The organism is Microcoleus sp. B5-D4, from assembly GCF_036705145.1.
Lineage (GTDB): Bacteria > Cyanobacteriota > Cyanobacteriia > Cyanobacteriales > Microcoleaceae > Microcoleus.
This window is the reverse complement of sequence record NZ_JAUBTV010000030.1, coordinates 1-15,602: the sequence shown is the minus strand read 5'-3', so window position 1 is coordinate 15,602 and position 15,602 is coordinate 1. Positions and strand designations below refer to the sequence as shown.

Annotated in this window: 14 protein-coding genes; 4 read left to right on the top strand and 10 right to left on the bottom strand. The window is 45.4% G+C overall.

All coding sequences use genetic code 11. From position 1 onward, the window contains the following. Window positions 1-4: 4 nt before the first annotated feature. The 5 genes from QUB10_RS16030 to QUB10_RS16010 form a co-directional block, all read right to left on the bottom strand. On the bottom strand, window positions 5-931 hold the full coding sequence (locus tag QUB10_RS16030) for an ABC transporter permease (protein ID WP_333203544.1): 927 nt from the start codon (window positions 929-931) through the stop codon (window positions 5-7). Between the two features lie 41 nt (window positions 932-972). Further along, window positions 973-2,082 carry an ABC transporter permease gene (locus QUB10_RS16025; RefSeq protein WP_333203542.1) on the bottom strand — a complete coding sequence of 370 codons (1,110 nt, stop codon included), beginning with the start codon at window positions 2,080-2,082 and terminating at the stop codon, window positions 973-975. A 231-nt stretch (window positions 2,083-2,313) separates the two neighbouring features. Then, a complete protein-coding gene (locus QUB10_RS16020; protein ID WP_333203541.1) occupies window positions 2,314-3,495 on the bottom strand; it encodes a BMP family ABC transporter substrate-binding protein in 1,182 nt (393 codons plus the stop codon). A gap of 837 nt (window positions 3,496-4,332) precedes the next feature. After that, window positions 4,333-4,923 carry a hypothetical protein gene (locus QUB10_RS16015; protein WP_333203539.1) on the bottom strand — a complete coding sequence of 197 codons (591 nt, stop codon included), beginning with the start codon at window positions 4,921-4,923 and terminating at the stop codon, window positions 4,333-4,335. A gap of 237 nt (window positions 4,924-5,160) precedes the next feature. Continuing rightward, the gene (locus QUB10_RS16010; protein WP_333203537.1) at window positions 5,161-5,550 is read right to left on the bottom strand and encodes a DUF1830 domain-containing protein; all 390 of its coding nucleotides are present in this window, start codon (window positions 5,548-5,550) and stop codon (window positions 5,161-5,163) included. 375 nt (window positions 5,551-5,925) lie between these two features. On the opposite strand from QUB10_RS16010, the gene QUB10_RS16005 reads away from it, so the two are divergent. Continuing rightward, a complete protein-coding gene (locus QUB10_RS16005; RefSeq protein WP_333203535.1) occupies window positions 5,926-7,506 on the top strand; it encodes a photosystem II high light acclimation radical SAM protein in 1,581 nt (526 codons plus the stop codon). A gap of 585 nt (window positions 7,507-8,091) precedes the next feature. After that, window positions 8,092-8,538 (top strand): hypothetical protein, encoded by a 447-nt coding sequence (locus tag QUB10_RS16000; protein WP_333203533.1) that lies wholly within the window; start codon window positions 8,092-8,094, stop codon window positions 8,536-8,538. Window positions 8,539-8,673: 135 nt separating this feature from the next. Here QUB10_RS16000 and QUB10_RS15995 read toward each other — a convergent pair whose 3' ends face one another. The 3 genes from QUB10_RS15995 to ntcA form a co-directional block, all read right to left on the bottom strand. Continuing rightward, window positions 8,674-9,069 (bottom strand): pre-16S rRNA-processing nuclease YqgF, encoded by a 396-nt coding sequence (locus tag QUB10_RS15995; protein ID WP_333203531.1) that lies wholly within the window; start codon window positions 9,067-9,069, stop codon window positions 8,674-8,676. A 29-nt stretch (window positions 9,070-9,098) separates the two neighbouring features. Further along, the gene (locus QUB10_RS15990) at window positions 9,099-10,781 is read right to left on the bottom strand and encodes a DUF3084 domain-containing protein (RefSeq protein WP_333203529.1); all 1,683 of its coding nucleotides are present in this window, start codon (window positions 10,779-10,781) and stop codon (window positions 9,099-9,101) included. 77 nt (window positions 10,782-10,858) lie between these two features. After that, a complete protein-coding gene (ntcA, locus tag QUB10_RS15985) occupies window positions 10,859-11,524 on the bottom strand; it encodes a global nitrogen regulator NtcA (RefSeq protein WP_006634020.1) in 666 nt (221 codons plus the stop codon). A gap of 318 nt (window positions 11,525-11,842) precedes the next feature. Here ntcA and fabI point away from each other — a divergent pair, with 318 nt between their 5' ends. Together fabI and hisB are read left to right on the top strand one after the other, a co-directional pair. Further along, window positions 11,843-12,619 carry an enoyl-ACP reductase FabI gene (gene fabI, locus QUB10_RS15980; RefSeq protein ID WP_006634022.1) on the top strand — a complete coding sequence of 259 codons (777 nt, stop codon included), beginning with the start codon at window positions 11,843-11,845 and terminating at the stop codon, window positions 12,617-12,619. A gap of 218 nt (window positions 12,620-12,837) precedes the next feature. After that, the gene (gene hisB, locus QUB10_RS15975) at window positions 12,838-13,476 is read left to right on the top strand and encodes an imidazoleglycerol-phosphate dehydratase HisB (RefSeq protein WP_333203640.1); all 639 of its coding nucleotides are present in this window, start codon (window positions 12,838-12,840) and stop codon (window positions 13,474-13,476) included. Between the two features lie 45 nt (window positions 13,477-13,521). Here hisB and QUB10_RS15970 read toward each other — a convergent pair whose 3' ends face one another. Then, window positions 13,522-14,472, bottom strand: coding sequence for a PmeII family type II restriction endonuclease (locus QUB10_RS15970; RefSeq protein ID WP_333203526.1), 951 nt, complete (start codon window positions 14,470-14,472; stop codon window positions 13,522-13,524). A 70-nt stretch (window positions 14,473-14,542) separates the two neighbouring features. Beyond that, window positions 14,543-15,382, bottom strand: a complete 840-nt coding sequence (locus QUB10_RS15965; protein WP_333203524.1) for a TdeIII family type II restriction endonuclease — start codon at window positions 15,380-15,382, stop codon at window positions 14,543-14,545. Between the last annotated feature and the right edge of the window lie 220 nt (window positions 15,383-15,602).

Genomic DNA, 15,602 nt, shown 5'->3' with positions numbered 1-15,602 from the left:
TGTTTTACGTGCTAGTTCCTAAAGATCCAGGCGCGCCGGTCAAAGTTCGTTTTGGCGAACAAGTAATAATCATGATCGCCAGCGTCAGGATGTAGGGTGAAGCATTGAATAAGTAGTAATAGGAATCCACCCCTACTGATTGCAAAGCGGGGCCGATCGCCTGTGCTCCCCCAAATAGCAACGAGGCGTATAAGCACTGAACTGGATTCCAACGGGCGAAAATTACCAGCGCTACCGCCATTAGTCCTTGACCGCTAGAGATGCGTTCTGTCCAGCTACCGGGATAGTAAAGGGATAAATAAGCACCACCAATTCCAGCTAAGAAACTGCCTGCGATAATGCAGAGCATACGAACTTTATTAATGGAGATTCCCATTGCTTTTGCAGCATCGGGACTATCCCCAACTGCACGAATAAATAACCCCCAGCGAGTTGATTTAAAGAACCACTGCATTAGAGGGGCGATCGCTACACCTAACAAAAATAGGGGACAAATTTGTAGCGCTGATTGCACCGGAGGCAGATGACTCCAAGCACCCAGAGGTAAACTAGGCAACTGGGTGGCACTTGGTTGAATAAAAGGTTTGCCAAAAAAGAAAGCAATGCCGCTACCAAAAATAATCATGGCGATGCCTACGGCAATGTCGTTTACTTTTGGTTGTATGCACAGCCAAGCGTGGATAAAACCTAGTACCATGCCCGCTAGACCAGCGGCTAAAACACCTAACCAAGGCGATCCAGTCTGATAAGAAATAGCATAGGCACTCATCGCACCCGTTAACAGTGTCCCTTCTAACCCCAAATTAATCTTGCCGCTTTTTTCAGTCAGGCATTCGCCCAAACTGACGAACAAAAATGGAGCGCTACCCCGCAAAGTTCCTGCTAAAATACCTAAAGGTACTCCCCACCAACCTAATACTTCTGCTGCCATTGTGGATTCCTCCGATTTGAGATTTTGGCTTAACGTATTGCTTAGACAGTGGCTATTGATGGCTGCTCGCTAGAAGGTGGCTGCTGAGGGCGATCGGTTAACTGTTCTTTGAAAAATGGCAAACGTCCGTAGAGCGATTCGCTATACAGAACTACCAAAAAGACCAACCCTTGGAACACTAAAACCGTTGCATCGGGCAGTCCATGTGCTCGTTGCAAGATGCCGCCACTAGCAAGAATGCCGCCAAGCAGAATTGCCACAATAGTCGCAGCAAGAGGGTTGTGTCGAGCAATGAATGCGACTAAGATACCGCTGTAGCCATAGTTAGCATTAAGTGATTCGTTAGCTCGACCATGCACGGCGGCGACTTCCACCATGCCAGCCAAACCCGCACAAGAGCCAGCTAGGAAACAGATTGCCATTGTCAACTTGCCTACAGGAAGTCCGGCAATTCGAGCAGCACGGATGTTACCTCCTGCGGTTCTAGCTGCAAAGCCAAAGGTAGTACGTTGGATCAGGAAGTAGGCGATCGCACAAGCAACCAACCCATAAATTAGACCGTAGTGAACGCGGGTTCCTGGAATATTTCCTAACATATTCACGTCAGGAATCGGGTAACTAGAAATTTTATTGACACTGCTGGGGTCACGCATCACGCCGCCGACTAAATGATTCAGCAGGGCGATCGCAATATAGTTCAACAACAAGCTGCTAATTGTCTCATTCACAGCCCGGTAATAGCGCAAAGCTCCCACTGCACCAATCCACACACCTCCACAGACAATTCCTGCCAGCGCCATTGCAATTTGCACTAACGTCGGCGGTGCAGAAGATAAAGCCAGTCCAGCGGCGACAGCCCCCAGACCCCCAACTACTAAAGCGCCTTCGTTGCCGATAATCATCAACCCCAAACGGGCAGGCAAAGCCGTACACAGAGAACTCAACATCAACGGTGCAGCCCTGATCAGGGTGTTTTGGAATGAATGCCAACTACCAAATGCTGCTTTGTAGATTGAGGCATAGACAGCAAAGGGATTAGATCCAGCCGCCGCACAAAATATTCCAAACAATACCAATGAGAAGACGATGGCGGCGATCGGGATACAAACCGCTTCCAAAGTTGTACGCCAGTTTTGACGGTTAATCATCATCAGAATACAATATGAATTACTAAGAAAATGATGAGTGTTGAATGAAAAACTTGCTTGTATAGCAGTTGCCGACGGGCGTGAAATACTTTCTTAGGAATGAGAATTAAATAACTTACAATGCGTGATGGTTCTTGTGGGATGGGCGTCCCGCCCGTCCAGAAAGGGCGGGCTATAAGCCCAACCCCTACTCCCCACTTTCAAGAGTGTAAATTATTTAATTCGCGATCCTAATTAACTCGTAACTTTACCGATGACGCCTGATGCCAGCCAATTCATCTTTTCTAGTTCTGCGTCTTGCTGCTTGTAATCCTTACCTTCAGCAATCACAACTTTCCCGGTGTTATCTTTTATTTCCCCCTTATAAATGACCATACTGCCATCAAGAAACTTACTCTTAGCAGCATCAGCATCCTTTTGCGCTTCGGCCGTTACGGCGCTACCGTAGGGCGACAGCTTCAAAAAACCATCCTTCAAACCACCACGTACTAAATGGGGAATGCCTCCGTTCATTAGCGTCTTACCAGCATTAAGCATTTCAGCATACTTAGAATAGACATTCGTCCAGTCCCACTCGGCACCTGTTAAATATCCTTTGGGCGCAAGTTGGGCTTGACTCGCATGGTAGCCAGTACAGAAAATGCCTCGTTTCTCAGCGGTTTCTATCACCACTTTGGGGCTATCTACGTGACAGGTAATTACATCAACACCCTGGTCAGCCATACTATTTGCAGCATCAGCTTCTTTAACAGGCAAAGACCAATCTCCTGTAAAAATCACTTGAGTTGTAACGTCTGGCTTAATGCTACGTGCCCCTAATGTAAAGCTATTGATATTGCGTAATACTTGCGGTATGGGTTTAGCAGCAATAAATCCTAATTTTCCGGTTTTGGAAGCGTGGGCAGCAACAATGCCTGCTATGTACTCACCCTCATCTATGTAGCCAAAATAGCTGCCAACGTTATTTGGATGTTTACCTTCCTGATAAAGTCCACCGCAGTGAAAGAATTGTACCTCCGGGTAATCCTTTGCCAGTTTCAGAATATGCGGGTCAAAGTACCCGAAGGACGTAGGGAACAGAACCGTTGCCCCATCCTGTTCAATCATGTTCCTCATCGTTTCTTGTACCGATGTAGTTTCAGGAACATTTGCTTCCTCTACGGTTTTTACCCAGGCTAATTTTGAAACCCCAGCGTTCCCTTCGGCTTGGGCTTGATTGTAGCCGTAGTCATCTTTGGGGCCAACATAAATAAATCCCATCACAATTGGCTTATCTTTTCCAGCCGAGTTTGCTTGAACCTCTTTAGCAGGAGTACATCCAGTCCAAAGGCGCGAGGTGACTGCAAACGCTGTAGTAGATAAAATCCCACGAATTACTTGACGCCGAGGTATAAACAATGACTTTTGGGTACTCATTCTCTATGTTCTCACTAAAAGTATTTAAGAGGAATTCATAGCTAAGCTGTAACGCTTATACTTGCTGGGAATTGCTAGATAGATTCACGCTACATTTGCCAGCTTTTAGTCGAGCTATTCAGCAATGAGATTAAATGCGTTAATAACTATTTACATTCACATCACATCGTGAATTTAATGAAAAAGATACATGGTAAACCAAAACTAATTCTAATATAAAATTAGTTTTTGCTGGAAAGGTTCTTTTAGGAAAGTCGAATCCCCTAAAATTTAATGATGTTTATCTTATACCAATTACTTTTAGTGGTAAGTTTTTTTATAAAAACTTAATAATATTCGCCAAATTGTCTCCCAAAAAGTTCGCTAGAAACAAAATTAAACAATAATGTTCACCACAAACAAAAAAGAATTTTTGAGTTCTTCTGGCACGTCACTAGCTTTTCAGTCTTGGACGCAACGTAAAAATAAGTCTAGTCTGAATCAAAAACATTAGAAATCGATCTTATAAAATCAGAAAAACTGTCCTTGATTTCTAATAACAGTCAATAAGAGGTATTTTACAGCGTATTCCAGCTTTATGAAGTACACCCCAGAAACCGGGTTTCTTTACAGTTCTCGCATCGTTACTGATTCTGTTCAATAAACCCGGTTTCTCGGGCTCTACATCTACATGGAATATGCTGTATGTCTATGGGAACTCTTTTGGGGTAGCCTTCTAGCCCGCCCCAAAGGTAAAAACTAAATGCAGTACAGCTTAGTTAGGACTTCAGTCCGAGCAAGTTTTATGAGGACTTCAGTCCTCACTACCAACTTTATAACGGTGTACCGGACATAATATTACAGATTGCCTTTAAGCCTGATCGCCGTAACAATAGTCCACGCATCTACCAACAGCAACAGCAGCGTACATCCCAGCAAAATAAGATACATCCAAGGCTGCGACAAAGGGCGAACATCTCTAGTATCAATACCTGTTTTTGCTTCCACCAAACCGACTAATTTACCAAATCCAGCCACTCGCATTGGCAACAAATAACCTTCACCCGAATGACTCAAAAAATAGTAAACTAAACCTCCTTGACCGGTCGATCGAGGTTTGAGAGCTTTTACCTCAGTCCAAGGTAGCGACCAACCCTTGCGAAAAAAACGCGGAAACCAGTTGGGATATGTGACTTCAATCCCTTCCTCGCTCAAAATTACCCTTTCACTGAGCACGCCGTACAGGCCCACAGCGCCGACAACAATTCCCGCCCAGAGTGCGGCGGGAGGAACGGCTGCTTTCGTTACTTCCGACAAAAAGGGCAAGGGAATTGTCAGGGCTGCGTACAAGCTCAACAGCGTGATTCTAATCAGGGGAGAAAGCCGGAATACCGCCGGCTCAAATACTGGGGCCGAAGATGGGGAAGAGGCAATAGGTTGTGCTGACATGGCTGAAATTCTAGAAGCTGTTTAATGATATTTTTGCACAGCTTCCGGGGCCACCAACAAAACTCAGGGAAATAGGAAAAACTGGACAATCTTTGCAATCGGGAGTTTTGATCTAAAATTCATTTCACAAACTTTGATTCTTAAGTGTTGAGTTTTTAACGCTTTGCTGAAGTTGGAATTTTGAGCGCGGAGTTATCAATTAACTGACAATTTATAACTCAAAACTCACAACTTCAATTAATCAACGGCCGTTAGTGCCGGTACAGTCAAAGGTTCTGAGATTTCTCGGGATTTGGGGCGGCCGGCTATTGCTGTTCGATCGCCCTGAACTGCCTCTGGGGATCTGCTAGGATTGACCTTTGAATAGGGGCCTTCGTTAATCTGCAAGCGATCGCAAGGAATTTTATCCGACAAAATTGCACTAGCCATCATCCCGGTGTGAATTTCCAATGCTGCGGCCGGCATCGCTTCAAACACTAAGCGCTGTCCGGGAAACACCACTCGTTCAAAGTACCAGTTAGGAATGTTGGCGATGCGAGCAATCTGAATCTGACTGGTGGCGTTGACGTAGCAGCACAGAATCTTGCTGTCGGTGTCTGAGGGTACGGGGTCAAGAATTTGAGCCATAACTGCTGAGGGAGCCTTACCTAAAAGTTTTAGTTATCTTCTCAGGCTAACACTAGGTGATCCCGCCTACTGTAAAGCCGACTACCAACTCCCTAATACATGAGAGACCGATCGAACTTAAATTAAAATCTAACCGGATAAATATCTGCTTTTTGACTCCTAGCTGGGATTTTCATTCAAAATACGCTGTATTGACTTAAAAATTAGCTTTTTTCTGCTGCTCTCGCCGATCGACACCAACAAGCTCGGCTTTTAGCCAGTTTAAAAAAATTTAAGAATATTTAATGTCAAATTGCGAAAATTAGACATATTGTAAAGTTATATTAAAAGAATATTAACATAGCTGAAAAAGTTCCACTTTAGGATATGGCAATCATGGAAAACCGAGAAAACCGAGTCCTGTACGTTCGCCTCCCTTGCAATCCGATTTTCCCGATCGGAGTTGTGTATCTTTCGGATCACGTACACAAGCTGTTTCCCGATGTCGAACAGCGCATTTTCGATTTAGGTGCCGTACCCCCCCTGGATTTCGCTAAAGCTTTAGATGCCAGCATAGACGAGTTTAAGCCGACTCTGCTGGTTTTCTCTTGGCGCGACATTCAAATTTACGCGCCCGTCGGCGGCAGGGGCGGCAACCCGTTGCAAAATGCCTTCGAGTTTTACTACGCCAAAAATCCGCTGATCAAGTTCCGGGGAGCACTCGGAGGACTGCGTTTAGCCGCGTCTTACTACACCGAACTCTGGCGCAATTTGGGACTGATTAAGCGCGGATTGAAGCGGGCCCGGAAATACCGCCCCGAAGCTCGTGCAGTAGTCGGCGGCGGTGCTGTGAGCGTGTTTTACGAGCAGTTGGGCCGCAGTTTGCCCACGGGAACTGTGGTTTCGGTGGGGGAAGGCGAAGCTTTGCTGGAGAAGTTGATTAAGGGCGAAGATTTGGCCGAGGAAAGGTGTTATGTGGTGGGGGAAACTGTGCCGCGCGCGAAGCTAATTCACGAAAAACCAGCCAACATCGAGAAAAGTGCTTGCGATTACAATTACATCGAAACGATTTGGCCGGAGTTTTCCTATTATCTACAGGATATGGACTTCTACGTCGGAGTCCAAACCAAGCGCGGCTGTCCTCATAATTGCTGTTACTGCATTTATACCGTGATTGAAGGGAAACAAGTGCGGATCAATCCGGCGGATGAGGTGGTGGCGGAGATTCGGCAATTGTACGATCGAGGTATCCGCAATTTCTGGTTTACCGACGCTCAATTTATCCCAGCACGCAAATTCATCGACGATGCAGTTGAATTATTGCAAAAAATCATCGCCGCCGGCATGACTGACATACACTGGGCGGCTTACATCCGTGCGGACAATCTCACACCCGAATTGTGCGATTTGATGGTAAAAACGGGGATGAATTACTTTGAAATCGGCATCACCAGCGGTTCCCAGGAACTGGTTCGCAAAATGCGGATGGGCTACAACTTGCGAGTAGTTTTGGAAAATTGTCGCGATTTAAAAGCCGCCGGTTACAACGATGTGGTTTCCGTTAATTACTCGTTTAACGTCATTGACGAAACCTTTGAAACTATCCGGCAAACTATTGCTTATCACCGAGAATTAGAGCGAATTTTCGGAGCCGATAAAGTAGAACCCGCGATTTTCTTTATCGGGTTGCAGCCACACACAATTTTGGAAGAATACGCCTTTAAAAAGGAGATTCTGCAACCTGGTTACGATCCCATGAGTTTGATGCCTTGGACAGCGCGCAAGTTGCTGTGGAATCCCGAACCTTTGGGTTCGTTTTTCGGGCAAATTTGTTTAGAAGCTTGGCAGCGAAATTCCAATGATTTCGGTCGCGAAGTGATGGCAATTCTGGAGGAAAAACTCGGCTGTGCGGCTTTGGAAGAGGCATTAACCGCACCTGTGGAAATCAAAGATAAACAGTTGGCAGCAGTTAATTAATTACCAGGTTCGCAGTCAGGACGACGGTTATTTAAAAAATGGGAAATGGGAGGAAAAATGTATCTTCTGTTTCCCTTTTTATTATTCACTAAATAGCTAAGCGCCCATAAACAATTACTGTGTAACTGAGTCAGTTCGCGATCGCATGGGAGGCGAGAAACCCGGTTTCAATGAAAATCAAAGGTTTAGTAACGAGAAATATATAGCCTTTCTCAGAAAGATGAGGTACGACTGGCCTCCGTGGCCTCCGTGGCCTCCGTGGCCTCCGTGGCCTCCGTGGCCTCCGTGGCCTCCGTGGGCATACCTCACTTTTTTGAGAACCGCTATATGAAGAAATCCGGTTTCTCAGCTCAGCGTGAACAAGTCATAAAATCTTAAAAATGTCATAAATGCAAGAGATTGCTTTCCTTCGATCGCATTGACATACTTATGTATTTTCACTGGCGTAGGGTGCACAGTTCGCACCTTACTTAAACGGACAGTGTACCGTATTCATGCACCTTTCACCTCTGATATTAAATATTATTAATATCCAGCAAAGATAGCTTAAGATGTAATTATATAGTTAAAACCAGGAGTGACAAGATGTTTGATAAAGATAGAGTTAAGGGCATTAAAGGAGTAGTTCTAGTTATGGCAGGCATTAGTGCGATCTGCTTTTTGACAGCCTCAGCAAAAGCAACTGCACTAAATCAACCGATTGCCAAATTTGGGGCGATCGCACCCAACACTTTGGGCAATAATCCACCGCTGCAAATTGCTCAAGTTGAGGGATGTCCGAGGGCCGAAATGGTGCAATTTTTCGCAACGCCCAACTTTTCTATATACATTTGCAAAACCCAGGAAGGCGATATTTTTTACCGCGGCCTCAGTAAAATAAATGGCAGTCAAATCAATGTCATGCAAGTAACGACAGGTGACGACGGAAGTTATGAAGCGACTAACGGCAATATTATCTATTCGATTAACCCCCAACGCCTGCAAGTCCGGCAGAATGGTAAGGTAATCTTGACCGAAGCTGTTATCAAGTAGCACTAATTGTGATTCAACGATCGCTCCTCTAAATTTAGGGTGTATTTTATTTAAAAAGTGAAAATTAAATACCAGCAAAAATATATTGATTCCTTAATAATCAAAGAGAATCAGTGGTAACGGTTATAAAATTGACTAACTTTTATTCAAATACCTCTCAATCAGGACGATCGCCACAATATCGTCCACTGGCTTCGGTGGCGTCCGCATTCCCTCGGGAATCAAGCGCGAAAGTCCCGTCGGAGGGTACATTTGCCAGTAGCGTTCCCTCGCTTCTAAGCTGCTGTACCTCTCGTCAACCTGAACAATTTTGAGCGCAGGCGACAAACTCTGCGTCAATTTTTGTTTCCAACTCTTAGAAGTCGTTTGATCTCCGAGTACCAATAACTCAATGGGAAACTGTTCGCACAAAGATTGAATAGTAGATATCGCTGCTTCCGACAGCACAACTTGATGGTAGCAGACCTTCTTATCTCTACCCATTACAGCTATGCCGCATTTGTCTTTACCTGGATCGAAACCTAAAATCATAGCCTGTTACCCATTATTAATTACCAAATTTATTTTTTAACTTTCAAATCTCCTTGGCCTTGTGTTTGTTGTCCGGTGCGGAAAACAACGACTCCGTTTTCAAGAGCCACTAAATCTATTTTAAGCGGGCCGGCGATGTAAGTGACATCTGTGGCGATCGCTTGAACGTCCAGCGGTTTCTCGTACTGCTGCAATCGCTCGATAAAACCAGCTAAAGTTTCAATCTGACTGTCGGCCACTTGAACTCTACCGCCGACAACGCCGATCAGGCGAGCGCGAAATTGACAAGCTTCTATCAATTGCAGCAACTGCTGCCGCACCTGTTCGTCAGTCAAAGTCACCGGATCGACAGCAACCCCTGCAATCACATCTCCAGCGCGGAACACAACTCGATTGATTTCTGCTTCTGCAAATACCTTAATTAGCTTTTCTTCCCGCAGGTAATTAGCGCCGGCAACAATTCGCACCACGTAGTCTTGACCGTCTTTAATCTGACTAATTAGTTGATCGATTTCTGCTTTAGTAATTTGAATAACCTGGTCTCTAACCTTCTTATTTTCCGGCTGCATCAGTCCGACGGTGGTTTTATTTGCTTCTTGCAAAAGTCGATCGATCGCGCGACTCGCCATACCGGGTTCAATAATGCGAACCACGCCAGCAGCTAAAATTTGACCGCGCCTGATGGCAACTGTACCCTCGCGGATTGCCTGAAAATCGCGTTCCAAAATTTGCACTTGCTGCTGCAAGACAGTTTGTTGCTGTTCGAGTTGAGCTTGTTGCTGTGCCAAGGTTTCTAGGAGTGCTTCCCTCTCGGCAATTACTTTGTCGCGCTCGATAATGGTTCGATCGCGCTCGGCCAGATTTTGCACCCGCTGAGCAATTTCCTTGTCTCGCTGGGCAATTAGTTCGTTGCGATCGACAATTTCTGCGTCTCGTCTGGCAATTTCTCTCTCTCGCTTGGCAATTTCTCGATCGCGCTGGGCAATTTGAGTTTTTACCTGCTCGATTAACTGTTGGCGTTCCTCTTGCAGTTGGGCGATTTCCGCTCCTAAAGTCGTTTTTTGACCAGAAACTGTTTTCAATTGGTTCTCGGTGCGATCGAGCTGAGCTTGTGTAGTCGATCGAATCGTTTCCACCAGTTTCAATTGTTCTTCGGTGCGGGATTTAGCTGCTTCCACGCTGCTGAGCTGTTCTTCTGTCTTAGATTTAGCCGCTTCTACCTGACTTAACTGCTCTTCAGTTTTAGACTTGGCTGCTTGCACGCTGTTGAGCTGGGCCCGCAGCGAGTTTAATTTTGTTTGCGTCCGAGCTTGCTCAGCATTAGCGGCTTGGAGGGATTGATTAATTTGCTCTAAATTGGCTCTAGCTTGCGCTTGAGCGGCTCTGGCTTGAGCTAATTCACTTTCAACTCGATTTTTTTCTTGAGTGGCCTGGTTGATTTCTCTGCGGGCGTTGTTGAGCCTTTTTTGAATCTCGTCTATTCTAAAAACTCCCGTTCGCAGCGGCTTGCTAGTAGCAAACAAAATGCCCAGAGTAAGTGCTGACAGGATGCTGCCGGCCATCACTGTCACAACAACAGCAGTATCGCGGGGGCGAAGTTTGAATAAACTCAATCTTGCCTTGCCGACTTTCGTCCCAAGGCGATCGCTGACAGTGGCGATCACACCCCCCAACACTAAAATTACAAATACCAGGATGTATCCAGCAGTCATTCCGATTTTAGATTTTGGATTTTGGATTTTGGATTGAATCTAAAATCCAAAATCCAAAATCCTATACTTTCTCGGCATCAAGTGAATTGCTGGCTTAGGGCCACCGGGTTGTGGACTGTGATCTTTTTCTTGTGGATCGAGATCATGGTTTCTTGCCTGAGATCGCCGAGCAAACGAGTCACCGTTACCCGCGTCGAGCCGATCGCTTCGGCGATCGCTTGGTGGGACAGCTTCAAATCTATCGTAATCCCCTCTGTACCGGGCACGCCAAAATCCCGGCACAGAATCAGCAAAAAGCTGACGAGTCTCGATCCCATATCTCGGTGGGCCAGCGTTTCGATCATCATCTCGGTTTGCAAAATCCGAGACGACAGTCCCCGCAGCATCACCATCGATAATTCCGGGTCTTCCTTAAGCGCTTTCTCGACTTGTTCGATCGGCAGCGAGATCAATTCCACCGGCGTAAAGGCTACCGCGTGGTAAAACCTGTCCGATCGGTGTCCCGTAATCAGAGACAGCACCCCAAATACGCTATTTTCGCGCAGGAGGGCGACTGTAATTTCTTCCCCTGCTTCGTAGACCCTGGAGAGCTTCACAGCACCTCTAATGAGAACGTAGACGCGCTCAGCCGGGTCTCCAGGGAAAAAAATTGTCTTGCCCCGTTCAAAGGTTTCCACAATGGGTGGAAACGCTCCGCCGCTGATTTGGCGGAACACGGCTGCTAGCGGTCTATCATGCGTCACGACTAGATCCTTTGTACTAATCAATACTTTATAACTTGCCGATTAACCTTATTGAGTAAATATACTGCCCAACCTCCAATATCTAGGGATTCTGTTACTTCCATCTAATGTTAAGGTAAACACGCACTGTATGATTAAATCTAGCCCTTCTCTTAACTTTTTCAATTCCGCCCCCATCTAGCTCCACAGCAAAATTAATATCAATTGTGTCTCAATTGTGTCTGAATCAGTTAAATCTGAATCAGTTGTGTCTAAACTGGCGGGGTTGTCAGATATAGCCAACGAGAACGGTGCAAGTTGCTTTTAGATAAACTACAGATGATAGATTTGACCGGAAAAAATGCTCTTGTTACGGGCATTGCCAACAATCGCTCGATCGCCTGGGGCATCGCTCAGCAGCTCCACAAAGCTGGGGCCAACCTCGGCATAACTTATTTGAAGGACGAGAAAGGCAAGCACGAGCGTAAAGTCGCTGAACTGGTGGAACCGCTCAATCCCAGTCTGTATTTGCCCTGCAATGTCCAAGACGAGAGCGAAATTGAGTCTACTTTTCAAACCATCGCCGACAAGTGGGGCAAGTTAGATGTCCTGATTCACTGTCTGGCTTTTGCCGGCAAGGACGAACTTTCGGGGGACTTCACCAACACTTCGCGCCAAGGTTTCTCCAATGCTTTGGATATTAGCGCTTATTCGCTGGTGCGGCTTTGTGCTGCTGCTAAACCGCTGATGGCCGAGGGTGGCAGTATTGTGACCCTGACTTACTTGGGCGGCGTCCGGGTAGTTCCTAATTATAATGTGATGGGAATTGCTAAAGCAGCTTTGGAAATGAATGTTCGTTATCTGGCGGCTGAACTGGGCCCGTTAAATATTCGGGTAAATGCGATTTCTTCGGGCCCGATTCGGACTCTGGCTTCGTCAGCAGTTGGCGGTATTCTGGACATGATCCACCACGTTGAGGAAGTGGCCCCGCTGCGGCGGACGGTGACTCAGCAGGAAGTGGGAAATGCTGCGGCTTTTCTGTGCAGCAATCTCGCTAGCGGGATTACGGGTCAAGTTTTGTATGTCGATGCCGGTTACGAAATCATGGGAATGTAACAGCTTGCAAACAGTTGACAGTTGACAGTTGACAGTTGACAGTGAAGCGTGAGGTTTTTTGACAGTTGATAGTTGACCCTTCGACAACGCTTGCGGGCGACGCAGCGAGGTTTTTAGACTCTCGAAAAAACTGTCCCCTGTTCGATTTCAACTGTCTGCTGGAAGAGTGCTAATCCCAAATTACTAATTAATTACTAATGAATGACCAATTGCGAATTATGGAAATAATCGATCGCCCTTCTCTTCCTCCTGCAAGTTCAGTTCAACCAGCTAGGGCCGCCTTAGTGAAACGCACGACACTGGAAACGGATGTCACTGCTAGCCTCAATCTCGACGGTGTGGGAACTTGCAAGGCGTCTACGGGGATTCCGTTTTTAGACCATATGTTGCATCAGATTGCTTCTCACGGATTGATCGATTTGGACGTGCAGGCGATCGGGGATTTGGAGATTGACGACCACCACACGAACGAAGATGTGGGAATTACTTTAGGCCAAGCGCTAGCAAAAGCTGTCGGGGATCGATCGGGCATTTCTCGCTTCGGGCATTTCATCGCACCTTTGGATGAAGCTTTAATTGAAGTAGTGCTAGACTTTTCGGGACGCCCTCACTTAAGTTACAGCTTGGAAATTCCCAACCAGCGGATCGGCACTTACGATACTGAATTAGTGAGAGAGTTTTTTTCGGCGGTGGTGAACCACACTCAAATGACACTGCACATTCGACAGTTGCAGGGCGGGAATTCTCATCACATTGTGGAAGCGGCATTTAAAGCATTTGCGCGAGCTCTGCGGATGGCGGTAGAAATCGATCCGCGGCGCGCCAGTGGGATTCCGAGTTCTAAAGGAGTTTTGTAGTTCGGGGTTTGCAGTAGCGTTTGGGCGCTACTACAAACTTGTAAATCAAAATATATCTGCTATATAGTTAAAAACACCTTGACTTCCCTCGCCGTACTTTCCGATAAATTCAGCGATTAGTCGATCGCTACACATTTCTATAGCTTCATCAATAGAACTTTGTGCTAAAACTTGACTAGCCGACTGACGCAAAACTTCAAACAGATTCACAGTATAGCGAGTATCTTCACTGACAAAATCCCACAGTTCTCGACCTATTAAAGTGATCATTTCCGAATTGGGCAAAATTTGCTTCAGCAAACCAAGTGTTACAGTTTTATTAGTTCTTTTACCGTAAGCTATACCAATATAAGCGCGATCGCCCTCCTGAATTTTTTCCTCAATTTTGGCAGCCCAATATACTATCTGGTCTTTATCCATATCATTCGGGCCGCTTTTTACCTGTATCCAGCATTTCTCGCCATCACTGGTAGTTTTAATTGCGTCCCATCCAGACTCTTCCGGTGCAATTTCTGCACTTTCAGAGCAAGATATCAATAGTTTTTGAATAAACAATCCCATTGAAGTGACAATAGACCTAGTAGCAGTCATATAAACATTGAGCCTGACAACTTCTTCGGGAGTGTCCAGATTTAACGCCCTAATTAAAAATGGGTTGGGATGAATTTTCCCTAAAGTCAGATTTTCAACCATAACTAGCTGTCGCCCAGTAAAATCTCGACAAATGCTGGCTAAAAAATTTTCAGCGATAGTAAGTTGCAGCGACAGTTGGCCTGAAGATATAAATGCTAAAATGCGTTCAATCTCATCGGGAGTAAATCTCAGCGCTCTTTTGCCCGATATGCTGCTGATGCCGTTTCTAAGTGTTTCTGCTTCTAAGTTAATAAATTCTTCTAACTCCGCAAAGTGACCGGCTAAAGATTGAGACTTTCTGGCCGGCAGTCCTACTTCTTTTTCTAAAACAAATGCTAATAATTCATGAAGTTGCTCTGACACTTTTATTTCTCCTCAACTCTTTTATATATTAGTTAACTGAAAAGAGAAAGCTGAAGAAACTCATACTTTACTAAAATCCAAAAGCAAGAGCATCAAGCATATGCTTACCCTTCTCCCGCCCAACTTCTTGATATATATCCAAAAGTTCTTCATAGGCAGTCTCTCCCCCTATAATATTCCAAAACTCATGTCCCATAATGACAGCTTGCTCAAAGGGCGTGTACTTCCTTGCCACTGACCATTTATAATCTGAACGATTTGGCCCGTAAGGATTGTAAGCCATAGCATAATAAGATTGAGCATCGGGGCGAGACTCTCCGCACAGTAAATGATATCTCAGCAGGCGTTGAATTACCTCCAAGCATTGTCCTTTGTTGGGTTTTGACCCTTTAATTTCAAATAAAAATTTCCTCCCGTCACGGGATAGCACGTACAAATCTGCTTTGACCGATCGCCTAACTAAATGGTTCGTTTTTTGAGCCACAAGAACAGCTTCTATCATTTCTTCAAAACCAGGTTTAGTTGCATTCTTGTCTGCTGACTGCTCGAATAGCGCTATCTGACGCTCAATTTCATTGACAGCCTCTATGCTAACTTCTCCAGAAAGTTCATAGCTTCTGCTTGCTTCTTGGTGATGTTCCAAAGCAATGAGTTTTGCACATTCTTCATAAGTTGTGCCCAAGCTGCTGCTGAAACCTCTTTCAAACTCGTTAATCCGCAGCAATTCTGAGGGCATAATAGCAGCCTGAAACGGTTTCAGTTGACCTTTAGAGGATTTGCATGATAAATATGCTGCTGGAATATCAAGTTTCGGTATTAGCCGTCCTCTGTATTCATTGACAAGATTTTCGATGAAAACTTCTAAGTATGCTTTGATGATGGCGCGTGTAATTGAGCTAATAGCTGACATTATTTTACTGCAAATATTCAGTTTACTTGACTTTTTGGAAAAGTGGAATAGGTTTGTAGTAAGGACTTTAGTCCTTAGTGATGAGTTGGCAAAAAAAGGACTGAAGTCCTTACTACAAACAAGTTAATCAAGACTTGTATTAAGGAATGAGAATTAAATAACTTCCACTCTTGAACGTGGGATGGGCGTCCCCCCCGTCTTTTTTGGACGGGCGGGACGC

Excerpts from the sequence above, each read along its gene's own strand:
- QUB10_RS16030 (WP_333203544.1), bottom strand. The coding sequence starts at position 931 with ATGGCAGCAGAAGTATTAGGTTGGTGGGGAGTACCTTTAGGTATTTTA.
- QUB10_RS16025 (WP_333203542.1), bottom strand. The coding sequence starts at position 2,082 with ATGATGATTAACCGTCAAAACTGGCGTACAACTTTGGAAGCGGTTTGT.
- QUB10_RS16020 (WP_333203541.1), bottom strand. The coding sequence starts at position 3,495 with ATGAGTACCCAAAAGTCATTGTTTATACCTCGGCGTCAAGTAATTCGT.
- QUB10_RS16015 (WP_333203539.1), bottom strand. The coding sequence starts at position 4,923 with ATGTCAGCACAACCTATTGCCTCTTCCCCATCTTCGGCCCCAGTATTT.
- QUB10_RS16010 (WP_333203537.1), bottom strand. The coding sequence starts at position 5,550 with ATGGCTCAAATTCTTGACCCCGTACCCTCAGACACCGACAGCAAGATT.
- QUB10_RS16005 (WP_333203535.1), top strand. The coding sequence starts at position 5,926 with ATGGAAAACCGAGAAAACCGAGTCCTGTACGTTCGCCTCCCTTGCAAT.
- QUB10_RS16000 (WP_333203533.1), top strand. The coding sequence starts at position 8,092 with ATGTTTGATAAAGATAGAGTTAAGGGCATTAAAGGAGTAGTTCTAGTT.
- QUB10_RS15995 (WP_333203531.1), bottom strand. The coding sequence starts at position 9,069 with ATGATTTTAGGTTTCGATCCAGGTAAAGACAAATGCGGCATAGCTGTA.
- QUB10_RS15990 (WP_333203529.1), bottom strand. The coding sequence starts at position 10,781 with ATGACTGCTGGATACATCCTGGTATTTGTAATTTTAGTGTTGGGGGGT.
- fabI (WP_006634022.1), top strand. The coding sequence starts at position 11,843 with ATGATAGATTTGACCGGAAAAAATGCTCTTGTTACGGGCATTGCCAAC.
- hisB (WP_333203640.1), top strand. The coding sequence starts at position 12,838 with ATGGAAATAATCGATCGCCCTTCTCTTCCTCCTGCAAGTTCAGTTCAA.
- QUB10_RS15965 (WP_333203524.1), bottom strand. The coding sequence starts at position 15,382 with ATGTCAGCTATTAGCTCAATTACACGCGCCATCATCAAAGCATACTTA.